At 74.0% G+C, this 26,629-nt stretch carries 26 protein-coding genes and 1 pseudogene; 18 read left to right on the top strand and 9 right to left on the bottom strand.

Annotated features, from left to right (window positions below; all coding sequences use genetic code 11):
• Positions 1-19: 19 nt before the first annotated feature.
• Positions 20-4,423: an HAD-IC family P-type ATPase gene (locus AB0B63_RS10180; RefSeq protein ID WP_357016607.1), complete on the bottom strand. Its 4,404-nt coding sequence runs from the start codon at positions 4,421-4,423 to the stop codon at positions 20-22.
• 201 nt (positions 4,424-4,624) lie between these two features.
• Between AB0B63_RS10180 and AB0B63_RS10185 the strand changes: the two genes are divergently transcribed.
• The 6 genes and pseudogenes from AB0B63_RS10185 (at position 4,625) to AB0B63_RS10210 (ending at position 8,849) form a co-directional block, all read left to right on the top strand.
• Positions 4,625-4,885 carry a hypothetical protein gene (locus AB0B63_RS10185; protein WP_091249246.1) on the top strand — a complete coding sequence of 87 codons (261 nt, stop codon included), beginning with the start codon at positions 4,625-4,627 and terminating at the stop codon, positions 4,883-4,885.
• Positions 4,886-5,094: 209 nt separating this feature from the next.
• Positions 5,095-6,344, top strand: a pseudogene (locus tag AB0B63_RS10190) (MFS transporter).
• A 50-nt stretch (positions 6,345-6,394) separates the two neighbouring features.
• Positions 6,395-7,036 (top strand): GAP family protein, encoded by a 642-nt coding sequence (locus AB0B63_RS10195; protein ID WP_208565191.1) that lies wholly within the window; start codon positions 6,395-6,397, stop codon positions 7,034-7,036.
• A 104-nt stretch (positions 7,037-7,140) separates the two neighbouring features.
• Positions 7,141-7,947 (top strand): NAD(P)H-binding protein, encoded by an 807-nt coding sequence (locus tag AB0B63_RS10200; RefSeq protein WP_357016611.1) that lies wholly within the window; start codon positions 7,141-7,143, stop codon positions 7,945-7,947.
• A 37-nt stretch (positions 7,948-7,984) separates the two neighbouring features.
• Entirely contained in the window at positions 7,985-8,179 is a 195-nt protein-coding gene (locus AB0B63_RS10205) for a hypothetical protein (protein ID WP_208565192.1), read from the top strand.
• Positions 8,180-8,300: 121 nt separating this feature from the next.
• A complete protein-coding gene (locus AB0B63_RS10210; RefSeq protein ID WP_357016615.1) occupies positions 8,301-8,849 on the top strand; it encodes a YbaK/EbsC family protein in 549 nt (182 codons plus the stop codon).
• 140 nt (positions 8,850-8,989) lie between these two features.
• Here the strand turns inward: AB0B63_RS10210 and AB0B63_RS10215 are convergent, their stop codons facing one another.
• The 3 genes from AB0B63_RS10215 to AB0B63_RS10225 form a co-directional block, all read right to left on the bottom strand.
• Positions 8,990-9,622: a DsbA family oxidoreductase gene (locus AB0B63_RS10215; RefSeq protein WP_357016618.1), complete on the bottom strand. Its 633-nt coding sequence runs from the start codon at positions 9,620-9,622 to the stop codon at positions 8,990-8,992.
• Between the two features lie 20 nt (positions 9,623-9,642).
• On the bottom strand, positions 9,643-10,068 hold the full coding sequence (locus tag AB0B63_RS10220; protein WP_208565195.1) for a SufE family protein: 426 nt from the start codon (positions 10,066-10,068) through the stop codon (positions 9,643-9,645).
• A 128-nt stretch (positions 10,069-10,196) separates the two neighbouring features.
• A complete protein-coding gene (locus AB0B63_RS10225; RefSeq protein WP_204958392.1) occupies positions 10,197-10,616 on the bottom strand; it encodes a CBS domain-containing protein in 420 nt (139 codons plus the stop codon).
• Between the two features lie 333 nt (positions 10,617-10,949).
• Here AB0B63_RS10225 and AB0B63_RS10230 point away from each other — a divergent pair, with 333 nt between their 5' ends.
• Positions 10,950-11,684: a class I SAM-dependent methyltransferase gene (locus AB0B63_RS10230; protein WP_357016623.1), complete on the top strand. Its 735-nt coding sequence runs from the start codon at positions 10,950-10,952 to the stop codon at positions 11,682-11,684.
• Between the two features lie 382 nt (positions 11,685-12,066).
• Positions 12,067-13,521, top strand: coding sequence for a transposase (locus tag AB0B63_RS10235; RefSeq protein WP_357016625.1), 1,455 nt, complete (start codon positions 12,067-12,069; stop codon positions 13,519-13,521).
• A gap of 102 nt (positions 13,522-13,623) precedes the next feature.
• Here AB0B63_RS10235 and AB0B63_RS10240 read toward each other — a convergent pair whose 3' ends face one another.
• Both AB0B63_RS10240 and AB0B63_RS10245 read right to left on the bottom strand, forming a co-directional pair.
• The gene (locus tag AB0B63_RS10240; RefSeq protein ID WP_357016628.1) at positions 13,624-13,818 is read right to left on the bottom strand and encodes a DUF397 domain-containing protein; all 195 of its coding nucleotides are present in this window, start codon (positions 13,816-13,818) and stop codon (positions 13,624-13,626) included.
• Positions 13,809-14,612 carry a helix-turn-helix transcriptional regulator gene (locus AB0B63_RS10245; RefSeq protein ID WP_357016632.1) on the bottom strand — a complete coding sequence of 268 codons (804 nt, stop codon included), beginning with the start codon at positions 14,610-14,612 and terminating at the stop codon, positions 13,809-13,811. Before AB0B63_RS10245 ends, AB0B63_RS10240 begins: the two co-directional genes overlap by 10 nt.
• Positions 14,613-14,833: 221 nt before the next feature.
• On the opposite strand from AB0B63_RS10245, the gene AB0B63_RS10250 reads away from it, so the two are divergent.
• The 4 genes from AB0B63_RS10250 (at position 14,834) to AB0B63_RS10265 (ending at position 17,722) form a co-directional block, all read left to right on the top strand.
• Positions 14,834-15,178 carry a hypothetical protein gene (locus AB0B63_RS10250; protein ID WP_208565200.1) on the top strand — a complete coding sequence of 115 codons (345 nt, stop codon included), beginning with the start codon at positions 14,834-14,836 and terminating at the stop codon, positions 15,176-15,178.
• Positions 15,179-15,379: 201 nt separating this feature from the next.
• Entirely contained in the window at positions 15,380-16,150 is a 771-nt protein-coding gene (locus AB0B63_RS10255) for an SGNH/GDSL hydrolase family protein (RefSeq protein ID WP_208565201.1), read from the top strand.
• A 2-nt stretch (positions 16,151-16,152) separates the two neighbouring features.
• Positions 16,153-16,752: a hypothetical protein gene (locus AB0B63_RS10260; protein ID WP_357016636.1), complete on the top strand. Its 600-nt coding sequence runs from the start codon at positions 16,153-16,155 to the stop codon at positions 16,750-16,752.
• Between the two features lie 67 nt (positions 16,753-16,819).
• Entirely contained in the window at positions 16,820-17,722 is a 903-nt protein-coding gene (locus AB0B63_RS10265; protein ID WP_357016639.1) for a sulfurtransferase, read from the top strand.
• Between the two features lie 123 nt (positions 17,723-17,845).
• Here AB0B63_RS10265 and AB0B63_RS10270 read toward each other — a convergent pair whose 3' ends face one another.
• Positions 17,846-18,400: a TetR family transcriptional regulator gene (locus AB0B63_RS10270; protein ID WP_357016642.1), complete on the bottom strand. Its 555-nt coding sequence runs from the start codon at positions 18,398-18,400 to the stop codon at positions 17,846-17,848.
• Positions 18,401-18,500: 100 nt separating this feature from the next.
• On the opposite strand from AB0B63_RS10270, the gene AB0B63_RS10275 reads away from it, so the two are divergent.
• Both AB0B63_RS10275 and AB0B63_RS10280 read left to right on the top strand, forming a co-directional pair.
• Positions 18,501-19,694: an FAD-dependent oxidoreductase gene (locus tag AB0B63_RS10275; RefSeq protein ID WP_357016645.1), complete on the top strand. Its 1,194-nt coding sequence runs from the start codon at positions 18,501-18,503 to the stop codon at positions 19,692-19,694.
• A gap of 79 nt (positions 19,695-19,773) precedes the next feature.
• The gene (locus AB0B63_RS10280) at positions 19,774-21,405 is read left to right on the top strand and encodes a hypothetical protein (protein ID WP_357016648.1); all 1,632 of its coding nucleotides are present in this window, start codon (positions 19,774-19,776) and stop codon (positions 21,403-21,405) included.
• On the opposite strand, the gene AB0B63_RS10285 is transcribed toward AB0B63_RS10280, so the two are convergent.
• Positions 21,377-21,799 carry a hypothetical protein gene (locus AB0B63_RS10285; protein ID WP_357016651.1) on the bottom strand — a complete coding sequence of 141 codons (423 nt, stop codon included), beginning with the start codon at positions 21,797-21,799 and terminating at the stop codon, positions 21,377-21,379. The genes AB0B63_RS10280 and AB0B63_RS10285 overlap by 29 nt on opposite strands.
• Positions 21,800-21,948: 149 nt before the next feature.
• On the opposite strand from AB0B63_RS10285, the gene AB0B63_RS10290 reads away from it, so the two are divergent.
• Both AB0B63_RS10290 and AB0B63_RS10295 read left to right on the top strand, forming a co-directional pair.
• On the top strand, positions 21,949-22,563 hold the full coding sequence (locus AB0B63_RS10290; protein ID WP_208565207.1) for a TetR/AcrR family transcriptional regulator: 615 nt from the start codon (positions 21,949-21,951) through the stop codon (positions 22,561-22,563).
• Positions 22,564-22,703: 140 nt separating this feature from the next.
• Positions 22,704-24,041, top strand: a complete 1,338-nt coding sequence (locus AB0B63_RS10295) for a biotin carboxylase N-terminal domain-containing protein (protein ID WP_357016655.1) — start codon at positions 22,704-22,706, stop codon at positions 24,039-24,041.
• Positions 24,042-24,069: 28 nt separating this feature from the next.
• Here the strand turns inward: AB0B63_RS10295 and AB0B63_RS10300 are convergent, their stop codons facing one another.
• Positions 24,070-24,951, bottom strand: coding sequence for a hypothetical protein (locus tag AB0B63_RS10300; protein ID WP_357016658.1), 882 nt, complete (start codon positions 24,949-24,951; stop codon positions 24,070-24,072).
• Positions 24,952-25,294: 343 nt separating this feature from the next.
• Between AB0B63_RS10300 and AB0B63_RS10305 the strand changes: the two genes are divergently transcribed.
• A complete protein-coding gene (locus AB0B63_RS10305) occupies positions 25,295-25,504 on the top strand; it encodes a hypothetical protein (protein ID WP_357016661.1) in 210 nt (69 codons plus the stop codon).
• 187 nt (positions 25,505-25,691) lie between these two features.
• Entirely contained in the window at positions 25,692-26,600 is a 909-nt protein-coding gene (locus tag AB0B63_RS10310) for a hydroxymethylglutaryl-CoA lyase (protein ID WP_208565801.1), read from the top strand.
• The last annotated feature ends 29 nt before the right edge of the window (positions 26,601-26,629 follow it).

A 26,629-nucleotide genomic window follows, 5' to 3' on the forward strand; every position in this document is an offset into this window, starting at 1 on the left:
GCGGGTGGTGGCGGCGGGCTCAGCGGGTGGGCGGGCCCGGCAGGCGCTCCACCAGGCGGGTCAGTGCGCCGTTGGCGAAGGTCGCGCCGAGCGCCGAACCGGCGGCGATGCCCCAGCCCACCGGGCCGAGCGGGGTGCAGCCGAAGAACTGGCTCACCCCGGGGGTCTGCACCACGGCCGCGAGTACCCCGACCGAGGCGGCGGTCGACGCGAGCACCGTCGGGCTGGTGCCCCCGGCGAGGACGGTCTGCCCCAGTTGGGTGCCGACCAGCGAGACCAGGGCCACCGTGCCGGCCCGTCGTTCCCGGCCGGTCCACCGGGCCACCGTCCAGCCGGCGGTCGCCCCGAGGGTGGTGGCGGCGGCGCGGAGCCCGATCTCGCGGGTCATGGTGCCGCCGAGGGAGGCGTCCGGTCCTTCGCGGAGCAACCCGTCGGCGTGGTCGGCGTCGGGCGGCCGGACCGCGATGGCCAGCGCCGGTGCCAGGTCGGTGAGCAGGTTGACCAGGAGCAGCTGCCGGCCGTTGAGCGCCGACCGGCCGGTGACGGCGGCGCTGAGCACGCTGAACGCGATCTCGCCGAGGTTGCCGCCGACCAGGATGCTCAGCGCGTGGCGTACCGACGACCACATGGCCCGGCCCTCGACCAGGGTGGCGATGATGGTCTCCAACCGGTCGTCGGTGACCACCAGGTCGGCGGCGGCGCGGGCGGCCGGGGTGCCCCGTTGGCCGAGGGCGATGCCCACGTCGGCCAGCCGGATCGCCGGGGCGTCGTTGGCGCCGTCACCGGTCATGGCCACGGTACGCCCGCACTTCTGCAACGCCTGGATGATCCGTACCTTGTGCGCCGGGGTGCACCGGGCCACCACGTCGGTACGGCCCAGCCGCTCACCCAGCGCCGCGTCGTCCAACTCGTCCAGCTCCGTGGCGGTGACCACCCGTTGGCCGTCGGTTTCCGGGCTGATGGCCGACGCGATCGCCTCGGCGGTGGCCGGATGGTCCCCGGTGATCATGATGGTGTGCACGCCGGCCTGCCGGATCCGGCGGACCGCCGGGGCGGCGCTCTCGCGTACCCCGTCGGCGAGGGCGAGGAAACCGACGAAGACCAGCCCGCGCACCTCGTCGTCGGTGACCGCCTCGGCACCGGCCCGGCACTCCGCCACGGCGAGGATCCGGTGACCCGCCCCGGCCCGGTCGGCGAGCGCGGTGTGCAGCCGGTCCCGGCGTGCGGCGTCCAACGGCTCGTCCCGGCCGCCCGGCAGCCGCCACGCACCACAGCGGGGCAGCACCGTCTCCGGGGCACCCTTCACGCTGAGCAGCAGCCCGTCGGTGGTCCGGCCGACGGTGGCGTGGTAACCCCGGGACGGCTCGAACGGCAACCCGCCGACCGCCGCCCAGCCGGACGCGCCGGTCTGCTCGGTCACCCCGGCCTGCCGTGCGCCGTACCTGACCGCCCGGTCGGTGTGCTGCGGCAACACCTGCGGATCGTCCGCGTACGGGGTGGCGCGTAGCCCGGCGGCGAGGATCCGGCGCAACCCGTCGTCGAGGCCGTGCAGATCGGCGAACCGGCCGTCGTCGCCGACCCCGGCGAGCAGCAGCCTGCCCTCGGTGAGGGTGCCGGTCTTGTCGAAGCAGAGCACGTCCACCCGGCCCAGCGCCTCGATGGTGCGGGGGTTGCGGACCAGCGCGCCGTGCTCGGCCAGTCGTCGCGCGGCGGCCAACTGCGCCGCGCTGACCAGGAACGGCAGCCCCTCCGGCACCGACGCCACGGCCAGGTTCGCGGCGGTCGCCGCCGTCTGCCGCAGCGGTACGCCCCGCAGCAGCCCCGCCCCGGCCACCGCGATCGCCGACGCGGCGGCCAACGGGATCGCCGAGCGGGTGATAGTGCCGAGCCGGGCCTCCACACCGCTCTCCGGCGGGGACTGCCGGGCCAGCGCGAGACTCCGCCCGGACTCGGTCCGCGCACCGGTCGCCACCACCACGGCGGTGCCGTGTCCGGCGGCGATGGTGGTGCCCTCGTAGAGCATCGAGGCCCGGTCGGCCAGGGCGGCGGCGACCACCGGAGCGGCCCCCTTGGTCACCGGCAACGACTCGCCGGTCAGTGACGACTCGTCGGCCTCCAACCCGTCGGCGGTGAGCACCCGGCAGTCGGCCGGCACCGCGTCCCCGGGGCCGAGGGTCACCACGTCACCGGGGACCAGTTCCTCGGCGACGACCACCCGTTCGGCCCCGTCCCGCAGCACCCGTGCGGTGACCGCCGAGCGGGACAGCAACTCGGCGAGCGCCCGGTCGGTGTTGCGTTGGTGCACCGCCCCGACCAGCGCCGATCCGCCGACCACGCCGCCGACCAGGGCCGCGTCGACCAACGAGCCGAACGCGGCGGAGAGGACCGCGCCGGCGGCCAGCACCGGTGTGAGCGGGTTGGCCAATTCGTCGACGAAGGCCCGGAACAGGCCGACGGGGCCACCCGACACGTCCGGGTCGACGCGGTGCCGGTGCTGCGCCTCGACGTCGGTCAGCCCGTCCGGGGTGGTGTCGAGTTGGCGCAGCACCGTCGGCACCGGCATCAGGTGCCAGGCGGTGGTGGCCGACTCCGGGGCCCCGGCCGGGTCGGGTAGCCGGCGGGCCCGCCACACGCCGTTGGCGAAGGCCAGCGCCGCCGCGCCGTTGACGGCGGCGAGGCTGCGGCCGGGCAGTTGCGGCACCGCGGCGGTGAACGCCCCCAGCGCGCCGAGCCCGGTGCCGGCCATGGCGAGGCGGATGTTCTGCCCGGTCATCCGCCGGGCCACCCCTGCCGCTTCGATCAGCAGCGCCGGGATCCGCAGGTCGGTGCCGACGAGCAGGTGGGCGCCCCATGGCGGCAGGTCCTCGGCAGCGGCCACCCCGAGCCCGCAGTCGGCTGCGGCAAGCGCCGTCCGGTCGCCGGAGACCAGCATCACCACCGCGCCGTCGCGTTGCAGGGCACGTACGGACTCGACGAGCCGGTCCCCGCCGGGCAGCACCGCGTCGGCGAAGCCGTACCGCTGCGGGTCGTCGCCGGCGACCACCAGCCGCAGGCCGGCGTGCCGGGCGGCGGTGGGTAGCGCATCGACGCCGGGCGCCGGTTCGGGTGCGACCCGGACGACGGCGGTGAGGCTGCCGTGGTGGACGAGGCCGAGCAGCGGGCCGCCCGCCGTGCGCAGCCGTGCGCTGTCGGGGGTGTCCCCCGGGTCGACGGTGTCGAGGTCGGCCAGGGGGCCGAGCCGCCAACCGTCCGCCTCGTGGACGGCGTCGGGGTGCTCGGGGTCGAACAGGGCGAACGCCTGACCGGCCACCTCCCCGGTGTCGGTGCCGGGCAGCGGGGCCAGGTCGGCGAGGACACCACGGTCCGATCCGAGCACGGCCGCGTCCAGCACCACCGTGTCGATCCGGTCGAGTTCCCGCAGCACACTGCGGTCCATCGCGATCACGCCACGCCGGGCCAGCACCCGGCCGAGCTGGGCGGCGTACCCTTCGCGGCCACTGCCGGGGGCCTTGGGTAGCGCGGCGAGCCCCAGTGCGGCGGCCCGCTTCGGCCCGGCGACGGGCCACGCGGCGGCCCCGGCGGCGACACCGGTGGCGAGCATCGTCGAGACGTACCGTTCGACGGGGCCGTCGGGGCGGGGGCAGGGCCGCCGGACCCCGGGTGAGCGGGCCACGGCACGCTCCGGGTCGCCGGTCAGCCCCGGCTCGGCCCGGGTCCAGGCGGCGAGTTGGGCGCGCGCCTCACCCCACTGCACGATCCGCTGCGCGCCATCGAGGACGATGCCGGCCCAACCACCGGTGAGGCCCTGCACGACCGCCTCGGCGAGCGGGAACAGCACCTCGGCGCGCGGGTCGGCACGCAACCCCCGGCCGGCGAGGTCGTGCAGCCTGGGGTGCAGGTCGACGGCGGTGAGCAGGCCGGCCACCTCCCCCGGCACCGGGGTGAACGGCAGGATCCGGGTGGCGGCGGAGATGGTCAGGCCCAGCGCGTCGGAGGCGAGCGCACCGAGGGTCCGGGGGGTACGCGGCCCGTCCTCCGGCGGATGTGGGGGCGGGATCTCCGGGTCCGGCTCGTGCGGGCAGACCCGTTCGACCCGGGCCACCGTGTCGATCAGGTCGCGCAGTTTCGGTTTCGGTTCCCCGACGGCCACCACCACCCGGCCGGACGGGGCGTTCACCCGGGCCCAGGCCACCCCGGGGAGCCGTTGCAGCGCCGCCTCGACCTGCCGGGCCAGCCGGTCGCCGCCGTCCTGGCAGACACCGTGCACCTCGATGTGGTGCCGGCCGTCGCGGGACCACACCCGGCGGCGGGTCAGCCCGGCCACCCGGGCCAGCCGTCCGACGGTACGGGACGCGCCGCCGAGCAGCGGGGGCACCGGCACCGACGGGAGGACCCGGCCGGCGACCCGGCCCAGCGTGGTCATCGAGGCGTACGGCCGATGCGTCGGCCCCGCCCACTGCCGCCGTACGCCATCGTGCCTCCCGCGTTCGTCAGGCGGCCTGGCTTCCCGGCACCGCGTCCGTTATGCCCCCCGGGTGGGGGAAGTTTCCGCCGGTGGCGGGGCATGGACGGCGGTGCCGGTGGAATCCGGCTGACGATCCGACGAGTCTGCAGGGAGGCCGGGATGAGCACGATCACGCGTCACCTCAGTGGCAGTCACGAGATGGTCCGCGCGTACACCCGACGGGTGGAGGTGCCGATGCTGGGCGAGGTGGCGGTGCCCCCGCCCGACAAGATCGCCTACTACGCCGGGTTGGGGGTGCTCGCCGCACTCCAGGTCATCGAGTGGCCGCTCGCCCTGGTGATCACCGCCGGTCACCTGCTCGCCGACCAGCACCTGTCGGGACTGGCCAAGGGGCTCGGGGAGGCCCTGGAGTCGGCGTGACGAGACCGGGCTCACCCTTGACCTGAACCAGGGTGCAGGTCGCAGGCTGGGTCCATGCCTGACGTACCGCCCCGGGCCGGGGCCGTTCGGTGACCGCCACCCTCGCCCCGGCGGCCCGCCTCTACGATCCCCGGCTGCGGGCCATGACGGTGGGCAGCGTCGCCCTGGTGTCACTGCTCGCCTTCGAGGCGTTGGCGGTGGGCACCGCGATGCCCACGGTGGCCCGCGCGCTGGACGGGCTGGGTCTCTACGCGCTCGCCTTCGGCGGTTCGTTCGCCGCCGGGGTGCTGGCCATGGTGCTCTCCGGCATCTGGTGCGACGCCCGGGGGCCACGCGCCCCGATGTGGGGCGGGGTGGGACTGTTCGTCGTCGGGTTGCTCGTCGCCGGGAGCGCCGACGCGATGGGCACCCTGGTGATCGGTCGGGCGGTGCAGGGCTTCGGGTCCGGGCTGCTCTCCGTCGCGCTGTACGTGGTGGTCGGGCAGGCGTACCCGGAGCAGCTGCGGCGGCGGGTTTCGCGGCGTTCGCGGCGGCGTGGGTCATCCCGTCGCTGGTCGGGCCAGCGGTGGCCGGGTTGATCGTGGAACACCTGGGTTGGCGGTGGGTCTTCCTAGCGGTGCCGGTGGTGGCGTTGCCGGCGGTGCTGCTGGTCGAGTCGGGACTGCGCACGCTCGCCCGGCCGACGCCGGCCGGGCCACCGGCGGGCGCGGTGGCCCGGATCGGCTGGGCGGCCGGGGCGGGGGTGAGCGCCGCACTGCTGCACCACGGGGGGCAGCAGCGCGGCGTGCCCGCCGTGATCCTGGTGGTGGTGGCCCTCACCGGCCTGGGGGTCTGTGCGCCCAGGCTGCTCCCGGCGGGGTTCCTGCGGGCCGCCCGGGGCCTGCCCACGGTGGTGGGGCTGCGCGGGTTGGCGGCGGCGGCGTTCGCCGGTGCGGAGGTGGTCATCCCGCTGATGCTGTCCCGGCAGCGGGGTTTCTCGCCGACCGCCGCCGGCCTGGTGCTGACCGTCGGCGCGCTGTCCTGGTCGGTGGGTTCCTGGCTCCAGGGTCGGTTGCCGGCGCCGCGTTCCTCGGCGACCCTGCCCCGGCTCGGCCTGGCCTGCGTGGCGGCGGGCACGGCCACGGTCACCCTGGCCGTGTGGCCGGCGGTGCCGGTGGCGGTCGGGGTGGCCGGGTGGGCGGTGGCGGGCCTGGGGATGGGTCTGGCGTACCCGTCGCTGTCGGTGTTGACCCTGGCCCTGTCGGCCCCCGACGAGCAGGGGCGCAACAGTTCGTCGTTGCAACTGGCCGACTCGCTGTTCACCGCCACGGTGCTGGCGTTGACCGGTGCGGTGCTCGCCGCCGGGACGACGCCCGGCCCGGCCGGGTACGCGGGGACGCTCGCCGTGGCGGTGGGCTGTGCCCTGCTCGGCGCGGTGCTCGCCGGCCGGGTGGTGCCGGGCCGGGTGCGGGCCGCCTGATCCCTCGAATCCCGCCTGGTCGACCGGGGTGACCGGGAGGATGGTGGGCGATGAACTTCCTGACGATCCTGCCGATGGCCGTGGTGATGGTGGCCGGTACGCAGTTGGTGGCGGCGGTCTTCCTCGCCTCCGGCGACCGGCCCCGCCGGGCGTCGCTGGGGTTCCTGGCCGGCGCGGCGATCGTGGTGGTTGCCGGGACGACCCTCGCCTGGCTGGTGTTCCGGGTCGTCAAGGGCGCAGCCGGCGGTGGTGGGGGTGGCCGCCGCCAGGTCGAGACGGTCATCGACTGGGTGGTGCTGGGGCTGCTGGTGGTGTTGGCGGTGGTGGTGTTCGTCCGGCGGCACTCCTCCGGCGAGCCGACGTGGATGGGTCACCTCCAGCACGCCGGATTCGGGTACGCGCTCCGGCTGGGCCTGCTGCTCTTCGTGGTGATGCCCTCCGACGACCTGACGATGGTGACGGTGGGGGCGAGCGCCGCCCGGCACGGCCTGCCGTGGTGGCACCTGGTGCCGTTCATGCTGCTGACCCTGCTGTTGCTGGCCCTGCCGCTGCTGGCGTTGCTGCTGCTCGGCGACCGGGCGGACCGGGTGCTGCCCCGGATGCGCGACTGGGCGGACCGGCACTCGTGGATCATCAGCGAGGCGGTGGTGGTGTTCTTCCTCGCGTTGACCGTGGTCGACCTGCTCACCTGAGGGCCGGGACGCCCCGGGCCGGTCGGGGCGGTGTCACGTTCCGGGTGGTCGACCCGTCAGCTGGTCGGCCCGTCGGGTGGTCTTCCCGTCGGGCCGGTTCGTCGGTGGTCGTGGAGGGGGACGGGATGCGGGTGCTGGTGACGGGTGCCGGCGGGACGTTGGGGCGGGCGGTGCTGCCCCGGTTGCGTAGCGACGGCTTCACCGTGCGGGCGACGAGCCGGCGGCCCCGGCACGATCCGACGACGGACTGGGTGGTGGCGGACCTGGCCACCGGGGCCGGGTTGGCGGAGGCGTTCGCCGGGGTGGACGCGGTGCTGCACCTGGCGTCCCGGCCGGGTGGCGGCGCCCCGACCCACCGGGTGGACGTGCTGGGCACCCGCCGGTTGGCCCTGGCCGCCGGTCACGCGGGCGTGGCCCATCTGCTGTACGTCTCGATCGTCGGCGTGGACCGGGTGCCGATCCCGTACTACCGGCAGAAGCTGGCGGCGGAGCAGGTGGTGGCGGCCGGTCCGGTGCCGTGGACGGTGCTGCGGGCCACCCAGTTCCCGGTGTTCCTGGACCGGCTGTTGCGGGCGGCGAGCCGGCTCGGGCCGGTGCTGGGGGATCCGGCGGTGCTGGCCCAGCCGGTCGACCAGCACGAGGTGGCCGCCCGGCTCGCGGAGCTGCTCGCCACCGGCCCGCTCACCGGTGTGCAGGAGTACGGCGGCCCACAGGTCCTCCGCTTCGACGACGCGGTACGGGCCTGGCGGGTGGCCCGGGGGTCCCGTCGTCCGCTGCTGCCGGTGCGCCTGCCGGGGCGGCTGGGTCGGGAGTTGCGGGCGGGTGGGCTGACCACGAGCGCCGTCCCGACCGGCCGTCGGACCTGGGCCGATCACCTGGCCGACACGTACGGGCGACCCGACCGAAGATGAGCCGGGCACGGGTTCACGTCCTGCCTACCGTGACGCCATGCTGGTCTTCGTCGTCACGGTGCTGCTCTACGTCTTCGGTCTGGTCTTCCTGTACGGGGTGATCCGCCTCGCCGTGCGGCACGGCATGGAGGATCTGGAGGCCCGCCGGCCACAGGCACTGCGGGCCGGTCGGTCGGCGACGGCCGACGACCGGGCGTTCCTGCGGGAGAACTCCTTCCTCGGCGGCAACTGACCCGTCGCGCCCTCCCGCCGGCCGCCGCCGCGCGTCGTCGTCTCCAGCGCACTGTGGGCGTGGCCCGATGCGTGGCCTGGTGGGGCGGCCTGCGGGGTGGGGTGCGAGGATCGCTGCCGTGATGGGAACGTTGCAGACCGAGCCCGCCCGGACCCGACCCGACCTGCTGGCCACGCCGGTGGCCGCCGCCCTGGCGCAGTGGTCGGCGGACGCGCCCGTCGACGTCGACGACATCCTGGTCGCACCGATCGACGCCACGCTGGCCGACACGGCTGCCTTCTGCGCCGCGTACGAGGTGGGGCTGGACGTGTCGGCGAACTGTGTGGTGATCGCCGGCAAGCGGGAGGGCGAGATCCGGTACGCGGCCTGCGTGGTGCTCGCCACCACCCGGGCCGACGTCAACGGGGTGGTCCGTCGGACGTTGGACGTCCGCAAGGCGAGCTTCGCCCCGATGGCCGACGCGGTGGAGGCGACCGGGATGGAGTACGGCGGGATCACCCCGATCGGGCTGCCGGAGTCCTGGCCGATCCTGGTCGACGCCCGGGTGATCGCCGCCCCGCACGTGATCATCGGCTCCGGCGTACGGCACAGCAAGATCGCCCTACCCGGGCCGGCGCTCGGCGCACTGCCGGGCGCGCGGGTGGTGGAGGGCCTGGCCCGCCCGGCCTAGCCAATCATCGACATCGATGTTGTTGCACGTGAAACATTGCGCCGGTCGATGCCGCCCCCGCCGGGGTGCCGGTGGCCGCCGGGATGGCGTTGCTGCGGCCGGACCGGTCGGCGCCCTCGCCCTCGCCGGGCGGTCGGATTTCAGGCGGCCGACTCCCGCTGGGTGACCTCGGTCAGGGCGGCGAGCAGGGTTTCCGGCTCCTGCGCCCCGGTGACGGCGTACTTGCCGGCGAGCACGAAGGTCGGCACACTGCTCACCCCGAGCTGGTGGGCGGCGGCCAGGTCGGCGGCCACCTCGCGGCGACCCACGTTCGAGGCCAGGTGTTCGCGCGTCTCCGTCTCGTCCAGCCCGACCGAGGCGGCTAGCGCGACCAGCGCCTCGGGTGAGCCGACGTCGACCCCGTCGGTGAAGTGCGCCCGGTAGAGCGCCTCGACCACGTCACCCGCCCGGCCGTGCCCGTCGGCGAAGCGGACCAACCGGTGCGCGTCGAAGGTGTTGGCGCTCACCGCCCGGTCGAAGTTCAACGTCAGCCCCACCCCGGCAGCCACCTGGGTCACCTGGCCGGCCATCTGCTCGGCCCGCTGCCGGCCGCCGAACTTCGCAGCCAGCGCGTCCAGCAGCGGCTGCGGCGCGGTCACCGGCGTCGGGTCGAGCTGGAACGGCCGGTACCGGACGGTCACCTCGCCGTCGTACGACGCCAGGGCCTGTTCGAAGCGGCGCTTGCCGATGTAGCACCAGGGGCAGACCACGTCGGCGTAGATCTCGATCTCCATGACCGGAGACAACCCGCAGCTCAGCCGGCTTGTTCCCGAACCTGCCGCTTGAGTCGGGCCAGGATCGCGGTGCCGCCGCGCACCCGTAACGGACTGATCGCCTGGGCCAGGCCCATCCGCTGGTAGAGGTCATCCGGTACACCGAGCACCTGCTCGACGCTCGCCCCGGCCAGCCCCTCGGCGAGGATGCCGGCGAAGGCCCGGGTGGTGGGCGCCTCCGGTGGGCAGTCGAACAGGGTGGTGACCGTGCGGTCCGGGTTGACCTCGGCGCGTAGGAAGAACGCGGTCTGACACTCGGGGACCTGCTCCAGGTCGTCGCGGTCCACCCCGGCCGGCAGCGGCGGGATCACGTCGGCGTACTCAAGCAGCATCTCCAGCACCACGTCGCGGGGGGCGTCGGCGAACTCCCCGACGATCTCGGCCAGCCTCGTCGGCATCTCGGACATCCCGCCAGGCTACCGCCGCACCCGGCGCGGGTCTGCCACCAGACTCCCGCACCGGCCGCCTGAGGGCCGGAGGAAGCCGGGACGAGGCGGGCGACCACACCGCTCGTGGGTCGCCCGCGCCGGGCGGGTCAGTTGTTCGGTGCGCCCTCGCTGATGTCGGCCAGCGCCGAGCTGGGGTCGAGCTGCATCGCCAGGTCGCCCAGGGAGACGATGCCGACGAGCTTGCGCTCGTTGTCGCAGACGAGGATCCGGCGGATGTTGCGCTCACGCATCAACGCCACCGCCTCACCGGCCGTGGCGTGCTGTTCGATCATCACCACCTCCCGGGTGATGATCGAACCGATCGAGGTACTGGCCGGGTCGCTGCACTCGGCGACCGCCCGTACCACGATGTCCCGGTCGGTCAGCAGGCCTGCCAGCGTGGAGCCGTCGGTGACCACCACGTCCCCGATGTCGGCCTCCTTCATCACCCTGGCCGCCTCGTCCAGGGTGGTCTCCGCCGACAGATAGACCACCTGCTTCGTCATCACGTCACTGACCCGGTACATGAGAGCCCTCCGCACAACAAACACCCTTTGGACGATCCAACTTCGATACCCCGTGGCGCGTCCGTTACACCCCGTTGCCGCCAACCCGACGCAGGATCTGGTCGACCACCCCGCCCCAGACGACCTCCCGCGTCCGCCCTTCCCCCACCCCACCCCCACCCCCGCCGTTTCGCGGTGATCAAGAGGTTTGCGTCAGGATTCCGGGGCGGGGTGACGCAAACCTCTTGATCACCGGGGCGACGGGCGGGGGCGGGAGGGCGGGGACGGGCGGGGAGCGGGGGTGGGGGCGGTAATTGGGTGGACTTGGTAGTTGGGGGCGGTGAGCATCGGGGGATGCGGCAGGAGGAGATCTGGGACGGCGAGGCCGCCCGGCGGTATGACACGCCGGGTGAGGGGATGTTCGCCCCGGAGGTGCTGGGGCCGACGGTGGACCGGCTGGCCGCGCTCGCCGGTGACGGGGCGGCGCTGGAGTTCGCGATCGGGACCGGTCGGGTCGCCGTACCGCTCGCCGCCCGGGGGGTTCCGGTCACCGGCATCGAGCTGTCCGCCCCGATGGTCGCGCAGCTCCGCACCAAGGTGGACGCGCAGGCCATCCCGGTGGTCGCCGGTGACATGGCGACCGCCGTCGCCCCCGGCGAGTTCTCCCTCGTCTACCTCGTCTTCAACACGATCGCCAACCTGCTCACCCAGGCCGAGCAGGTGGCCTGCTTCCGCAACGCCGCCCGGCACCTGGCCCCCGGTGGCCGGTTCGTCATCGAACTGTGGGTGCCCGAACTGCGCAAACTCCCACCCGGGCAGCAGGCCGTCGTCTGGCACTCCGAACCCGGCTACGTCGGCCTGGACACCTACGACGTGCTGGCGCAGCACGTGGTGTCCCACCATTTCCGGTTCGGCGACGGCCGGCAGGCGGAACTGTTCCGTACCCCGCACCGCTACGTCTGGCCCGCGGAGCTGGACCTGATGGGGCAGCTCGCCGGGTTCACCCTGGAGAGCCGGCACGCCGACTGGACCGGCGGCGAGTTCACCGCCGAATCCCGCTCCCACGTCTCCGTCTACCGGCTGCCCTAGCCGAGCCTGCGTCTGCATCTGGTCCGCACCCCGTCGGGTCTGCCGATCACCTGTGCGCTGGCCAGCCGAAGGTCGCCGAGCGGCAGGTTCCGACCAGCGGTCCTGGATCAGGATCCGGGCCTGGCCGCTGACCGTCCGGGTCTGAGGGGTGGCTGCCCGGGTCGGGCAACGTCGGCCTTCGGCGGTGGGCACCGCGTCTCGACGTCGCCGCGCCCACACCGACCGTCGCCGCGCCCGCACCGACCGTCACCGCGCGCTGGTCGGTGCCGCGCTGCCCGCAGGGGCAACGCGGACTGCCCGCAGGACCGGCCGGCGACCGGGGAGCGGGCCGGCAGATCCGGTGCACGCTGGTGCGGACCCGCCCACCGACCGGGAGACAGGCGTGCATCCGCATCAGGACGTCCAGCCGGCGCCATGGCAACACACGTTCGCCACGACCTTCGCCTGGATCGCCGAGCACCAGCCGGCGTTCTTCCAGCGCCTCACCTGGGCCGAGACCCAGCAGAACCCCACCTGCCTGGCGATGTTCCATGCCTGGGCCGACGAGCAGGCCGCCCACACCGGCGTCGACCAGCTGCGCCGTAGCCTGGCCACGATCACGCTGCTCCAGCAGCACACCAGTGGGCAGCTGGACCGGGACCACCTCGTCGTCGCGCTGGTGGAGATCGTCCGGCCGCCGTGGGTCGACCACCCCCTGGCATTGGCGTTCGGGGAGGTCGATCCGACGCTCGTCGCGGAGTTCGCCCAGATCGACGACATGTTCGCGCTGGTAGCCCGGTTGGCGCAGGTGTTCGAGGTGGACACCGGGTTCACGTTCGCCCTCTGGTCGGTGGCCGCCGAGACCCTCGCCGGCGAGGTCGCCGGGGCGTACCTGCCGTACTTCGCCGCAGCCTGCGACGAGCACCTGCGGCAGTGGTACCTGACCGCCACCGTCGAGCAACCGGACCTGCCCGGTCAGCCCGGGGACCCGGCACCTGACGGCGGCGACCAGCCGGCGCCCCGGTGGCTGGACTACCTGGACCCCGACCAGTTCCCGCAGGTGCTGGCGGACTGCCCGGACCTCGCCGCCGACATGGCCGAGTACAACACGCAGGCGTACGCGTTCAGCCTGGCCGGGCCGTACCAGGAGGAATACCGGTCGTCGGTGCACGATGCCATCGCCCGCGTCCTGGCCTGGTACGCCCACCGTCAACCGGTGATCCTGGGTCGTCTCCAGGCGTTCGGCGGGCAGCAGGGGCAACCCGCCGATCCGGCGACCGCCCACCTGCTGGCCCTCGCCCCCGAGTGGGAGCAGCTCCGCCAGGCCTGCGGGCTCCTCACCGCCGCCCTCGAACCCGGCTTCACCGGATATCCGCCGGCCCAGCCGTTGCCGGTTCGGGAACAGATCGCGGCGGCGGCGCGGGCCCGGCTGTCGGCCAGGGAGAGCCGCCAGGGTGGTGCGCAACCGCCGGAACCGGTCGAGACGCCGAGAGCTGTGGAGGTGCCGCGGGCTGTCGAGGTGCCGCGAGCTGTCGAGGTGCCGAGGGCCGTCGAGGTGCCGCGACCAGCGTCCCGCCGGCCCGAGCGGGTCGAGCAGCACGGACCGTCGACTCCGGGCGGCATCACCGACGAGCAGTGGCGGCAGGTCGCGGCGATCCTGCCGGGCGGCGACTCGCATCGGGGCCGGCGGTACGACCGCCGACTGATCGTGGAAGCGATCTACCACCGCAGACGCACCGGCTGCACCTGGGCGAACATGCCGGCGCACTATCCACCCGGCTCGATCGTCGCCAACTACCAGTCGGCCTGGGAGCGCGACGGCACCATGCGCCTGATCGAGGCGATCCTGGGCCAGTAGCCGCCGGCCACGCCGGGGCCGGCTGCCCTCGGCGTGCCGGCGCAGGCCGGGTCAGCGGGTGGTCTGGGCGGGTCGGGTCAGCGGGTGCCGGGTCGGGCCGGGTCAGTGGGTGCCGACGCCGTTGCCGGTGGCGGCGACGAACGACCGCCAGGCCCGGCGGTCGAAGGTGAGGACGGGCCCGGTCGGGTCCTTGCTGTCGCGCACCCCGACGACGCCGGGCAGGTCGTCGGCGACCTCCACGCACTCACCGTTGCCGCTGCGGGTGGACTTGCGCCAGGTGGCACCGGTCAGCTCCATGACGTCATCACTTCCTTCATCAGCAGTGCCGACTGGTTGTGGGGCAGGGCCTCGCTGCGGACGCTCTCCCACCGTGCAATCAGGATAGTCAGCTCACCGTCCTTGTCGATCGTGGTGCCACTGAGCTGGTTCTCCAGATGGCCCACCCAACCGCTGTCGTTGCCGAGCGCCAGCGTGAACGGGCCGGCGAGACCCACGTGGGTGCTGACCTCGACGGGTATCACGTGGATGCTGACGTTCGGCTGGTCGACGCAGTCCAGCAGATGGGCGATCTGCTGCACCATCAGGCCCCGGAAGCTCTCGTCCGCACGCCGCAGCACCGCCTCCTCGACCACCGCGATCAGCTTCGGCGGCTGCGAACGAGTGAGCACGCTCTGCCGGTCCAGCCGGACGGCGAGCCGCCGCTCCACCTCGTCGTCGCTGAGCATGTCGTCGGCCCGGATCACCGCACGGGCGTAGTTCTCCGTCTGCAACAGACCCGGAACGAGCGTCGGGTGGTAACACCAGAGCTGCTGTGCCTGGCGTTCGGCCTCCAGCCAGGGCCGGAACCAGTTCGGTTGCGAGTAGCGCTCGGCCAGCCTGAGCAGTGAGGTGAGCAGCCCGCCGGTCGTCAGGACCTCGTCCGCCCGCTTGAGGAACAGCCTGTCGAACGGCCGTTGGCCCAGCTCGATGGCGGAGATCTGCGAGCCGGAGAAGTGGACCAGCTTGCCGAACTCCTCCTGGCTCAGCTCCGCGTGCAGCCGCAGCCTGCGCAGTTGTGCCCGGATCAGGTCGGCGGTCGGTTCACTTTCCACACGTCCTCCACGGTTGTCTCGGCCGCCTCCCCGGTCCGACCGGGCGGCCCTCCCCGTCGACCCGACCTCGCCCAGGCCGGCGTCGATGCCTTCCGAGAGTAGTGGTGTCATCACCAGAATGTCACCAGTGGGTCGCCTTCCGTCCGGCCCGCTGCGGGGCCGCCCGTGACCCCCCGTGCAGGGGCGGCCCCATCCCCACCACCATCAGGAGGTCGAGACCGGTGAACTCCCGTCCCTTTCCGGTGCCCCGCCTCGGCCCGTATGCCGACCGGCCCCGCTCCCACCCGCCGGGCGGCCGGCCGCACCTGCCGCTGCGACCGCTGTGGGTGTGCCGGGCCTGCGGCGGCCCGTGGCCGTGCGCCGAGGCCCGGCTGCTGCTCCGCATCGAGTACGACGCACAGCCCGTCGACCTGGCCGTCTATCTGTCCGGGCTCTATCACGAGGCGAGCCACGACCTGTTCCGGCTGAACCCGCAGGACGGGCCGACACCGCGTGACCTGTTCGAGCGCTTCGTCGCCTGGGCCCCCTACCGCCGGCGACCGGCCACCCCGCCCCCGCCGGGCTGAGCGGGCCGGGCTGAGCGGGCCGGGCTGAGCGGGCCGGGCTGAGCGGACCGGGGAGGAGCGGACCGGGGAGGAGCGGACCGGGGAGGAGCGGCGGGGCTGCGGTCGATGACCTGCGCCACGTTGGGGCGGTGGGCGGCGGCAGGCGAAGGCCGGCCGGTGACAGACTGGTCGCCGCAGTCAACGAAAGCATGAGGGGGCGGCGTGCGCTGGCGGAGCTTCGTGGCGGTCGGGGACAGCTTCACCGAGGGCATGGACGACGCCTACCCGGACGGCACCTACCGGGGCTGGGCGGACCTGGTGGCGACCCGACTGGCCGCCGAGGCCGGGCCGGACTTCGGCTACGCGAACCTGGCCATCCGGGGTCGGCTCTTCCCGAGTGTCGTCGCCGAGCAGGTGCCCGCCGCGCTCGCCATGAAACCCGACCTGGTCAGCTTCGCGGCCGGCGGCAACGACGTGCTGCGCCGCACCTTCGACCCGGACGCGTTGGCGACCCGGTTCGACGCCGTGGTGGGCCGGCTGCGGTCAGGTGGCGCCGACGTGATCCTCTTCCGGTTCGCCGACGTGCTCGCCCGGCTGCCCGGCCAGCGCCTCGTCTCACCCCGGATCGCGCTGGTCAACCGGCTCATCGGCGAGATCGCCGAGCGGCACGGCGCGATCCTGATCGACCTGTTCGCCGACGACACGTTCCGGCTCAACCCGACCCTCTGGAGCCCCGACCGGCTGCACCTGTCCGCCGCCGGGCACCGGCGGGTCGCCGGCCAGGTGCTGACCACGCTCGGGGTGGGCTGCGACGAGGAGTGGCTGATGGTGCCGGAACGCCCGGCCGCGACCCCGTGGCTCGCCGCCCGCGCCGCCGACCTGAGCTGGGTCGGCCGGCACCTGGCCCCGTGGGTCACCCGTCGGCTCACCGGCCGGTCCTCCGGCGACACGGTCACCGCGAAGCGCCCGGTCCTCGGCCCGCTGGCCGACTGACCGTGCGCACCCTGCACACCGCCCCCCTGCTGCGCCTCACCCACGACGACGAGCCACCACCTGGCCGCCCGGTGCCGGGTGACGACGATGCCCCGTCGGACCGGGCCCCGTCGGACCGGGCGACGTCGGGTGACGACGCGCCGTCGGGCCGGTCGGTACCCGTCCCCGGCGGGCCGTGTGACCAGCCGTTGCCGGGTGACGGGGGGCTGCTGCCGGGCTGGGCGGTGCTGGTCGACGGTGCCCGGATCGAGGCGATCGGGCCGGTGGAGGAGCTGACCCAGGCGTACCCGATGGTGCGGATGCGGCGGTGGCCCGGGACCCTCGGGCCGGCGCTGGTGCACGACGGACCGCTGCCACCGGCGGCCAGCCCGCGCGAGCGGGTGCACGCGCTGCTGCAATCGGGCGTCGGCGCGCTGCTCGCCGCGCACCTCACCGACCCGGCGGTACGCGCGGCGGCGGCCCGCAACGACGTCGCCGTCCTCGACGCGGTACGACCCCCCGCTCTCGCTGTCGGCGGCCGGGCCGATCTGGCCGTCTTCGCCGACGACGGCCGCTGCCTCGCCACCGTCGTCGCCGGCCGCCTGGTCCACCGCCGCGCCTGACCCCGCCGACGTCCTTCCGGGTCCAACGGGCGGTCGACGCCCCGGTTTCCGGCGTAACTTGGGGCTCATGTCTGTGCCGAGTGATCCGCATCCCCGCCTCCAGTCGTACGCCGACCCGCAGCGGCTGGTCACCACCGAATGGTTGGCCGAACACCTCGGCGACGAGGGTCTCGTCGTGGTCGAATCCGACGAGGACGTGCTCCTCTATGACACCGGTCACCTCCCTGGTGCCGTCAAGGTCGACTGGCACACCGAGCTGAACGACCAGGTCACCCGGGACTACCTGGACGCGGAGAGCTTCGCCGAGCTGTGTGCGGCCAAGGGCATCGGCCGGGGCGACACGATCGTCTTCTACGGCGACAACTTCAACTGGTGGGCCGCGTACGCGCTGTGGGTGTTCACCCTGTTCGGTCATGCCGACGTCCGGCTGCTCGACGGTGGCCGGCAGAAGTGGATCGCCGAGGGGCGCGAGCTGACCCGGGACAAGGTGGCCCGGCCGCGTGCCGACTATCCGGTGCCGCAGCGCGACGACGCGCCGGTCCGGGCGTACCGGGAGCAGGTGATGGCGCACGTGGCCGCTGGGCGGCCGCTGGTCGACGTCCGTTCGCCGGGCGAGTACACCGGCGAGATGCTGCACATGCCGGACTACCCGCAGGAGGGCGCGTTGCGCGGCGGGCACATCCCGGGTGCGGTGAGCAAGCCGTGGAAGTCCGCCGCGAACGACGACGGCACCTTCAAGTCGGCCGACGAGCTGCGGGCCATCTACACCGACCAGCTCGGGTTGAGCCCGGCCGACGATGTGGTGGCGTACTGCCGGATCGGTGAACGGTCCAGCCACACCTGGTTCGTGCTGCACCACCTGCTGGGCTTCCCGCAGGTGCGCAACTACGACGGTTCGTGGACCGAGTGGGGCAACCTGGTCCGGGCCCCCGTGGTCCGGGGCGACCAGCCCGGCGGCCTGGCCGGCTGACCGGCCCACCCGCCGGCTTCGGTCGCGCCCGGCTTCGGTCGCAACGGGGTGGATTGCGGTGTTCCGGTCCCGGGACACCGCGACATCCGCCCCGTTGCGTCACGCCCGTCGGCGGGCCGGAGGTCAGGTGGGGGCGCGGAGGTAGCGGTGGACGGTGGGGGCCAGCCAGGTGACCAGGTCGGCCGGCGGCATGTCGACGACCGGGGGCAGGCGCAGCACGTACCGGGTCAGCGCCAGGCCGAGCATCTGGCTGGCGACCAGACCGGCCCGCCGGGGCGCCTCCGCCGGATCGGGTACGACGGCGGCCACCGCCGCGCCGAGCTGGTCGGTGAAGACCGCCCGCATCCGGTCGGCCGCACCCTGGTTGGTGGCGGCGGTACGCAGCAGCGCGACCAGCGTCCCGTCGCCCTCCCAGCGGTCGAGGAAGTGCCGGACCAGCACCTCACCGAGCTGGTCGGTGGGCTGGTCGGTGAGGTCCGGCAGCCGCAGGTCGAACTCGGCAGCCGCCGCGAACAACCCTTCCTTGCTGCCGTAGTAGCGCATCACCATGGACGGGTCGATCCTGGCGTCGGCGGCGATGGCCCGGATGGTGGCCCGTTCGTACCCGTCGGCGGCGAACCGCTGCCGGGCTGCGGTCAGGATCGCGGCCCGGGTGGCGTCCGATCGGCGGGCGGTCATGTCCCCGACTCTATGCCAACAGGCGTTGACCTCCGCTGTCCACCCGGCCTACCGTTGCCAACAAGTGTTGGCAAACGGTTGTTGGCAACGGAGGTGGGAGATGCTGCCCGCGCAGACCGACGTCCTGGTGGTGGGAGCCGGCCCGACCGGACTGACCGTCGCGGCCACCCTCGCCCGACAGGGCGTCGAGGTGACCGTGGTCGACCGGGCGTCCGCGCCGCCGGTCACCTCCCGGGCCGCCGTCGTGCACGCGTACACGCTTGAGGTGTTGGACCGGATCGGCGTCACCGCGCCGCTGGTGGCCCGGGGACTGCGGGCGGCGCGCTTCACCGTGCGGGACCGCGACCGGGTGCTGCTCACCCTCGGCTTCGGGGACCTGCCGTCGACGTACCCGTACGCGCTGCTGGTCTCCCAGTCGGTGACCGAGGCGGTGCTCACCGAACGGCTGGCCGCCCTCGGCGGGCAGGTGCACCGGCCGTACCAGCTCACCGACCTGGACCACGACGGCGACGGGGCGGTCGCCGGCTTCGCCGACGGGACGAGCGTGCGGGCCCGCTGGGTGGTCGGCGCGGACGGCATGCACAGCACCGTCCGTGACCTGGCCGGCATCGGCTTCGGTGGGCCGGCCGACGTGGGCGAGTCGTTCCTGCTCGCCGACGTCCGGGTGAGCAGCGTGCTCCCCCGCGACGAGGTCGCGCTCTTCCTCGCCCGGCCGGGTCCGCTGGTGTGGGCACCCCTGCCTGACGGCGTGGTCCGGCTGGTCGCCGCCGTCGCCGACGCGCCCCGCGACCCGGACGCCGCCCGGCTCCAGGCGCTGCTCGACGAGCGCGGCCCGACCCGGCGGCCGGACCGGCTGACCGACGTGCTCTGGAGTTCCCGGTTCCGCGTCCACCACCGGATCGCCGACCGCTACCGGCGCGGCCGGGTACTGCTCGCCGGGGACGCCGCGCACGTGCACAGCCCGGCCGGTGGGCAGGGGATGAACCTCGGCATCTGCGACGCGGTGGCCCTCGGTGCCGCCCTCGGCGACGTCCTCGCCGGCCACCCCGACACCCTGCTGGACGCCTACGCCGCCAGCCGTCGACCGCTCGCCGAGGAGGTCGTCGGCTTCGCCGCCCGGCTGACCCGGCTGGCCACCCTGCCGCCCGCCGGCCGGCCGCTGCGGGACCTGGCGCTGCGCGCGGTGTCGGGGATGCCGCCGGTGCGCCGCCGGATCGCGCTGCGGCTCGCCGGCCTCCAGCAGCGCGCGACGACCTTCCACCGGGGGGACGGGCGGCACGCCGGTCGGCGGTAGTTCGGCGGTAGACCCGACACGCGGTCGTCGGGCAGGGGAACCTGCTAGGGGAGCCCCGGTTACCTGGTGAGGAGAGGGTGTGCGCAGACCGCGATCCCGCCTGCTGGCGCTGTGCGCCCTGACCGCCGTGCCCCCGGCGGTCGAGGCGGTGCTGCTGGTCCGCCTCGGGTTCATCGCCGCCGAGGGGCTGTCCGCCCAGGTCACCGCCGTCTGGCCGTACGACACCTACCACGACCTGCGCTGGCTGTACGTCTACCACGACTCGTGGGCCGAGTTCCTGGTCGGGCTGCTGCTGCTGATCGGGTTCCGCGGACTGCTCACCACCGGGCTGGTCGCGCTCGCCTGGCCCACCGAGGTGGACCGGCCCGGCCTGCGCTGGCTGTTCGGGCGCAACCTCGGGCTGTCCGCGGTGGTCACCGTGCTGGTCGCCCCGTGGGCGCTGATCTCGGTGGCGGCCTCGGTGGTCGCGCTCTCCTGGGTGCTGCTCGCCTCGCTGCTGCCGATGTTCCTGCTGGCACCGTTCCTGCAACGGGCCGCCGTGGTCGGGCCGTGGTGGCGCGGCCTGCCGTCGATCTCGCTGGTGGGCTGGTCACTGCTGAACTTCGTGGTGATCACCGTGGCCAGCGCGCTGTGCTGGAGCGTCCCCGGCTGGTGGACGGTGCCGGTCGCCCTGCTCGCCGGGGCGGCCAACGGGCTGCTCTGGGAACGCACCGTGCACGTCGCCGTGCTGGCCCCCCGGGTGCGCTGGGCACGGGTGCCGGTCACCCCGATCGCCGTCGCGCTGGCCCTCGCCGTCCCGCTGGCGATCCCGTTGCTGGTGCAGGTCGTCCCGGCCGGGGTGACGGTCGAGCAGGTGGTCCTCGGGCAGCGGCTCCCGGCCGACGTACGGCACGCGGTGATCGTCCTCGCCGGCCACGGCTCCGCCTACGACGGGACCCCGCCCGTCGATGCGAACGTGGAACGGTTCTCCTACCGGGGGCTGGGCGGGGACGGCCGGCCGCTGCCGTACCGGCCGGTGGACACCAACCGGTCGCTGGAGAGCGGTGCCGTCCTGCTGGAGACGCAGGTGGACCGGTTGCACCGGCGTACCGGCCGCCCGGTGGCCCTGATCGGGGAGAGCGAGGGTGCGTTGCTGGGCCGCACCTATCTCGCGCAGCGCCCGCACGCGGCGGTGGACACCCTGGTCATGTTCAGCCCGTTGATCAACGCCGGTCGTGCCTACTACCCGCCCGCCGGGGCGGCCCACGGGTGGGGAGTGGTCACCGGCTCGCAGTTGCGTGCCCTGCTCGGGGCGGTCGCGCTGTTCGGGGTTTCCGAGGCCGGCCCGGACGATCCGTTCATCAGGTCCCTCTTGGACAACGCGCCCTTCTACCGTAACCAGCTGATGTGCCCGGTGCCGGGCGTGCGGATGCTGGCCTTCCTGCCGACCACCACGGCCACCGAGGCGCCGCCGGGCGACTACACCGGCATCCCGGTGTTCCAGATGCCCGGGGTGCACGGCGGACTGCTGGGCCGGTCACTGGTCCAGGACCGTCTGATCCACTTCCTCGCCGGGGTGCCGGAGAGCCGGATGCGTCGGGAGTACCCACTGCTCCAGCAGCTCGGCGCGGGCTGGCAGGCGCCCCCGCTGGCGATCCGGATCAACCCGGCCTGGAACGACGTCCGGCAGCCGGACCCGTCCTTCACCGGGAAGGTCTGTCAGCCGTCCTGACCCGCGCGTCGTCCCGGTTGCCGCGCCGGTGCCGGACGACCAGCCGGAGGGCGGCCAGGACCAGCCCCACCACGATCAACGCCTCGATCGGGTGGTACGGCGCGAACAGCACGTGGACGACGACGACCGCCGCGCCGACCACCAGGGCCGCCGTCCCCCAGCGGCGTCGGCCGAACGCGGTGACCAGACCGGTGGCCACCAGCAGCACCCCGCTCGCCACGTGCAGCCAGGCCCAGTTGGTGAGGTCGTAGAAGACCAGTCCGTCGGCGTGCAGCGAGACGTAGACGTCGCCACTGTCGACGTCGCCGATCCCGGACAGCACGTCGAAGAGGCCCGCGCCGACCAGCAGGCCACCGGCGAGCAGCAGCGACCGGTCCGGCTGTCGTGTCGTCACCGCGCCCTCCCTCCCTTCCCAGGCTAGGGCCGGCGGGGCACGCCGTCCGGCGATCTCCGGCGCTGCCCGTCGACCGGCCACTGTCCGCCTGGTGAACCCGCGGGTAACCGAGGGGCCCCGGTGTCCGGCCTGAGGTCTACGCTTGCCAGGTGACTGTGGGGCAGCAGGCTAGGGGCAGCGCAGGCAGCGCGGGCCGGCGCCGGTCGAGGCGCGACGAGATCCTGGAGATCGCGGTCGGGCTCTTCGCCGCCCGGGGCTACCACGGGGTCTCCATGGACGACATCGGTGCGGCGGCCGGGGTGACCGGCCCGGCCCTCTACCACCACTTCGCCGGCAAGGAGGCGATGCTGGCCGCCGCGCTGATCCCGGTCAGCGAGGGGCTGCTCGACGGCGGCCGGGACCGGGCCGCCGGTCGTCCCGGCGACCCGCGCGGTGCGCTGGAGTCGCTGATCGACTTCCACGTCGACTTCGCGCTGGCCAACCCGGCCGTGATCGCCCTGCACCTGCACGAGCTGGACCGCCTCCCGGACGAGCCGCGCCGCCGCATCCGCAAGCTCCAACGGTTGTACGTGGAGGAGTGGGTGACCGTGCTGACCGCACTGCACCCCGGGCTGCCCGACGGTGAGGCGCGGGTGCTGGCACACGCCGCGTTCGGCCTGATGAACTCCACCCCGTTCCTCGGCGGTGAGGTGGACCGGCGGCGTCGGGCGGCGCTGCTGCGGGCCGCCGCGCTGGCCGCCCTGCTGGCCGAGACCGACTCCTGACCGGAGCACCCCTCTCCTGCCCGGGCCACCCCCGACACTCCTGCCCGGGTCGTGGCCGACGGCCCGACCGTGGTTTCCTGGCATCCGTCCGCACCCCTGGACGTTGAGCAACCGTCCCCACCCTGGACGCTGGAGGAAACATGATCGAGTCGCTGTTGGTCGCCAACCGGGGCGAGATCGCCCGCCGGATCATCCGTACCGCGAAGCGGCTCGGCATCCGTGCGATCGCGGTGCACTCGGAGGCCGACGCCGACCTGCCGTTCGTGGTCGAGGCCGACGAGGCGGTGTGCGTGGGACCGGCGAACCCGGCCCAGAGCTACCGCAACGTGGAGGCGATCCTCGCCGCCGCCGAGTCCACCGGCGCGCAGGCGATCCACCCCGGCTACGGCTTCCTGTCGGAGAACGCCGACTTCGCCCGTACCGTGCAGGCCCGTGGGTTGATCTGGGTCGGGCCCGGCGCGGACGCGATCACCGCGATGGGTGACAAGATCAACGCGCGGAACCTGATGGCGGCGGCCGGGGTGCCGGTCGCGCCCGGCACCACCGAACCGGCCACCGACCTCGACGCGGCGGTCGCCGCCGCCACGGAGATCGGCTACCCGGTGATGGTCAAGGCCGCCGCCGGTGGCGGCGGGATGGGCATGCAGGTGGCCGCCGACGAGGCCGCGCTGCGCACCGAGTACGACAAGGTCCGCGCGTTCGCCGAGCGGATGTTCGGCGACGGCTCGGTGCTCATCGAGCGCTACTTCCCCCGGGTACGCCACGTCGAGGTGCAGATCCTCGGCCTGGCCGACGGCCGGGTGGTGGCGCTCGGCGAGCGGGAATGCTCGGTGCAGCGGCGCAACCAGAAGCTGGTCGAGGAGTCCCCCTCCCCGGCGGTGTCACCGGAGCTGCGGGCGCGGTTCCTGGCCGCCGCCGTGCGGGCCGGCGAGGCGGTCGGCTACCGCAACGCGGGCACCGTCGAGTGCCTGCTCGACCCGGGCACGCAGGAGTTCTTCTTCCTGGAGATGAACACCCGGCTCCAGGTGGAGCACCCGGTGACCGAACTGGTCTACGGCGTCGACCTGGTCGAGGAGCAGCTGCGGGTGGCGGCCGGCCTGCCACCGACCTTCGACCCGGACGCGCTGACCCCGCGCGGGCACGCGATCGAGCTGCGGATCAACGCGGAGGACCCGAAGCGGTTCCTGCCCGGACCCGGCGTCATCGGCACCTGGGTGGAGCCGACCGGTGAGGGGGTACGCGTCGACTCCGGCTATGCCGCCGGCAACACGGTCACTCCGTTCTACGACAGCCTGCTGGCCAAGCTCGTCGTCACCGGGGCGGACCGGGCCGAGGCGATCGAGCGGGCCCGGACGGCGGTGGCCGACTTCGCGCTGGCCGGCCCGAAGAACAACCTGCCCTTCTTCACCGAGCTGCTGACCAACGAGGAGTTCGTCTCCGGCGACTACGACACCGGCATCGTCGGCCGGATGCGCTGACCGGAGGGGCCTGACCCGCCCGGCGTGGTCAGGCCCGCCGGATCCCGCCCGGCGGGTGCGGCCGGGGCGTCGGCCGGTGCGGCGGCGGGCCGACGACGTCGAGCCGGGGCGGCAACGACACCGTGTCGATCCGGGGTGGGCGGTGCCGACCGGCCGGGGCGTCGTTGGTCGGGGTCGGGCCGGCCGGGAAGTGCCCGGGGTTGCGGTCCTTGCGGGCCAGCCCCTCCAACAGGGTGGTCTCCCGTGGTCGCGGTACGTCCCCCGGGTGGCCGCCGCCGTCGAGCGGTCCGAAGGGCGGGCGTCGCGTCCGGGCTGCCTCGACGGTGGCGCGCAGCAGTTTGTTCTGGGCCTCCCATGCGGCCAGCGTGCGCCGCAGTGAGGCGTTCTCCGCCTTGAGTTGGGCGATGATCTGGTGAGCGTCGCCTGCGGTGGAGTCTGCCCCGTCGGGCGTGGCCCGCAGGTCGACACCCTCGGGGTGGGCCGGGTCGTCGGAGGCCCGTCGCCGCTTCGTCGGCGGTTCACCCCGGGCCGCCTCGTAGAGCCCTTCGAGTCGACTCAGGGTCGCCACCCGGTCCGCGTCGGCGACGGTGTGCCTGACCACCAGTTCGACGGTCTGCCACGGCGGCCCCTTCGTCTCCGTGGTGAAATGCCGGGACAGCCGCTTGCGCCAGGTGGCCCAGGTGCGGCCGGACCGCTTGTGGCAGATCCGGGCGGCCAGTCGGCTCCAGGTGTCGACCGCGCCGATCTCCGGGGACAGCTCGACGAGGTCGCGGACGGCCAGCGCGTACTCGGACACCGCCTTCGAGCGGTACCGGGCCTCGTAGTCGGCGGCCAACTGCTCGCGCGGGACGAGGCAGTGCCGCTGATGCCGTCCCGTCGGCGGGGTCGGCGTGCTGGTGTCGGAGGTCATGCGCGGACCTTTCGCAGAGCTGCCGGATCGGGGGTTGGTTCGTACCCGTACCCAGCCATGATGACCGCCTCCATCAATGCCCGTGGTCGGTTTCTGGCCGGGTGGTTGTCCGGGTAGGACGCTGCTGTCATGGCCCCGGTTCCGTTGCCCCGAGAGCGCCCGGCCACGCTCCACTTTGGCCGGGTGGCACCCGTGCTGCCCGGCCAAAGTGGAGCGTGCTGGACGGCCCGACCGGTCGTTGTGCCTGGCGTGCGGGGGCGGCCGCCGACGGTTGGGCGGCCGGCCGGGCACACCTCGACCGATGGGTTCCATCGGCGGGTACTGCGTCGTCAGAGGTGGAGACATGGGAAGCGGAAGATCGACCAGGGGCGCGCCACCGTGCCTGGACCGTCGTCGGGTGGGCCGGTGCCTGCGGTCGGCGGCGTTGTTCGCGGAGGGGGCGGTGGCGATGGCGCTGGTGTTGGGCCGCGAGGACGCCGTCGGCTGGGCGGGTGCCGTCGCGGCGGTGTTGCGCAGCACCGCCGAGCTGGTGGAAGGCCCGGCGCAGCGCTGATCTCCCGGGTGTCGGGGGTCGGTTCCGGCCCCCGACACCCGGGGCGACATGGCGGCGGCGGCAGGCGTGGTGTTCCCTGGAGGGACCACCGGTCGTCCGGCGTCGCCGGTCGTCGTTCCCACGAGGGGCGGCGGCCCGGGACGACCCCCCGGCGACCCGATGTCACAGCGAGGTGACCATGAGTCAGATGCCAGCGGCGGTGTCGATCCGGGAGGTCGGGCCGCGCGACGGGCTCCAGAACGAGGAGCCGATCCCCACCGGGGCCAAGGTGCGGCTGCTCGACGCGCTCTCCGGCACCGGGGTCCGCCGGATCGAGGCGGTGTCGTTCGTGCACCCCAGGGCGATCCCGCAGATGGCCGACGCCGACGAGGTGTGGCGGCAGGCCGGGAAGGTCGACGGGGTGCGTTACTCGGCGCTGGTGCCCAACACCCGGGGTGCCGAGCGGGCCCTGGCCGCCGGTTTCACCGAGATCGAGGTGGTGGTCTCGGCCAGCGACACGCACAATCGGCGCAACGTCAACCGCTCCACCGACGAGTCGCTCGACGACATCGCCGAGCTGATCGACCTGCTGCACTCGGCGGGCGCGCGGGCCGAGGTGATCGTGGCGACCAGCTTCGGCTGCCCGTATGAGGGGGACGTCGATCCGGGGCGGGTCGCGGGGATCGTCGAGCGGGTGGTCCGCGACGGCGCCGACCGGGTCGCGTTCGGCGACACCACCGGCATGGGTACGCCCCGGCGGGTCCGCGAGCTGGTCACCGCCGTCCGCGACCGGGAGCCTGACGTGCCGGTGCTGCTGCACTTCCACAACACCCGGGGTACCGCGCTGGCGAACCTGCTGACCGCCCTGGAGTTGGGGATCACCGAGTTCGACGCCAGCGTCGGCGGCCTTGGCGGCTGCCCGTACGCGCCGGGGGCGAGCGGGAACCTGGCCACCGAGGAGGCGGTGCACATGCTGCACGACATGGGCATCGACACCGGCATCGACCTGGACGCCCTGATCGGGGTGGCGGAGTTGGCCGAGGAGCTGCTCGGCAAGCGGTTGCCGTCGGGGGTGCTGCGGGCCGGCCCGCGTACCCGGTTGACCGCCCGGCCCTGACCGCGACGGGGAGGGGCCGGCGTGGTGCC

Origin of the sequence: Micromonospora sp. NPDC049081 (assembly GCF_040648835.1) — a bacterium.
Taxonomy (GTDB): domain Bacteria; phylum Actinomycetota; class Actinomycetes; order Mycobacteriales; family Micromonosporaceae; genus Micromonospora; species Micromonospora antibiotica.

Excerpts from the sequence above, each read along its gene's own strand:
- AB0B63_RS10180 (WP_357016607.1), bottom strand. The coding sequence starts at position 4,423 with ATGACCACGCTGGGCCGGGTCGCCGGCCGGGTCCTCCCGTCGGTGCCG.
- AB0B63_RS10185 (WP_091249246.1), top strand. The coding sequence starts at position 4,625 with ATGAGCACGATCACGCGTCACCTCAGTGGCAGTCACGAGATGGTCCGC.
- AB0B63_RS10195 (WP_208565191.1), top strand. The coding sequence starts at position 6,395 with ATGAACTTCCTGACGATCCTGCCGATGGCCGTGGTGATGGTGGCCGGT.
- AB0B63_RS10205 (WP_208565192.1), top strand. The coding sequence starts at position 7,985 with ATGCTGGTCTTCGTCGTCACGGTGCTGCTCTACGTCTTCGGTCTGGTC.
- AB0B63_RS10210 (WP_357016615.1), top strand. The coding sequence starts at position 8,301 with ATGGGAACGTTGCAGACCGAGCCCGCCCGGACCCGACCCGACCTGCTG.
- AB0B63_RS10215 (WP_357016618.1), bottom strand. The coding sequence starts at position 9,622 with ATGGAGATCGAGATCTACGCCGACGTGGTCTGCCCCTGGTGCTACATC.
- AB0B63_RS10220 (WP_208565195.1), bottom strand. The coding sequence starts at position 10,068 with ATGTCCGAGATGCCGACGAGGCTGGCCGAGATCGTCGGGGAGTTCGCC.
- AB0B63_RS10225 (WP_204958392.1), bottom strand. The coding sequence starts at position 10,616 with ATGTACCGGGTCAGTGACGTGATGACGAAGCAGGTGGTCTATCTGTCG.
- AB0B63_RS10230 (WP_357016623.1), top strand. The coding sequence starts at position 10,950 with ATGCGGCAGGAGGAGATCTGGGACGGCGAGGCCGCCCGGCGGTATGAC.
- AB0B63_RS10240 (WP_357016628.1), bottom strand. The coding sequence starts at position 13,818 with ATGGAGCTGACCGGTGCCACCTGGCGCAAGTCCACCCGCAGCGGCAAC.
- AB0B63_RS10265 (WP_357016639.1), top strand. The coding sequence starts at position 16,820 with ATGTCTGTGCCGAGTGATCCGCATCCCCGCCTCCAGTCGTACGCCGAC.
- AB0B63_RS10270 (WP_357016642.1), bottom strand. The coding sequence starts at position 18,400 with ATGACCGCCCGCCGATCGGACGCCACCCGGGCCGCGATCCTGACCGCA.
- AB0B63_RS10275 (WP_357016645.1), top strand. The coding sequence starts at position 18,501 with ATGCTGCCCGCGCAGACCGACGTCCTGGTGGTGGGAGCCGGCCCGACC.
- AB0B63_RS10295 (WP_357016655.1), top strand. The coding sequence starts at position 22,704 with ATGATCGAGTCGCTGTTGGTCGCCAACCGGGGCGAGATCGCCCGCCGG.
- AB0B63_RS10300 (WP_357016658.1), bottom strand. The coding sequence starts at position 24,951 with ATGACCTCCGACACCAGCACGCCGACCCCGCCGACGGGACGGCATCAG.
- AB0B63_RS10305 (WP_357016661.1), top strand. The coding sequence starts at position 25,295 with ATGGGAAGCGGAAGATCGACCAGGGGCGCGCCACCGTGCCTGGACCGT.
- AB0B63_RS10310 (WP_208565801.1), top strand. The coding sequence starts at position 25,692 with ATGCCAGCGGCGGTGTCGATCCGGGAGGTCGGGCCGCGCGACGGGCTC.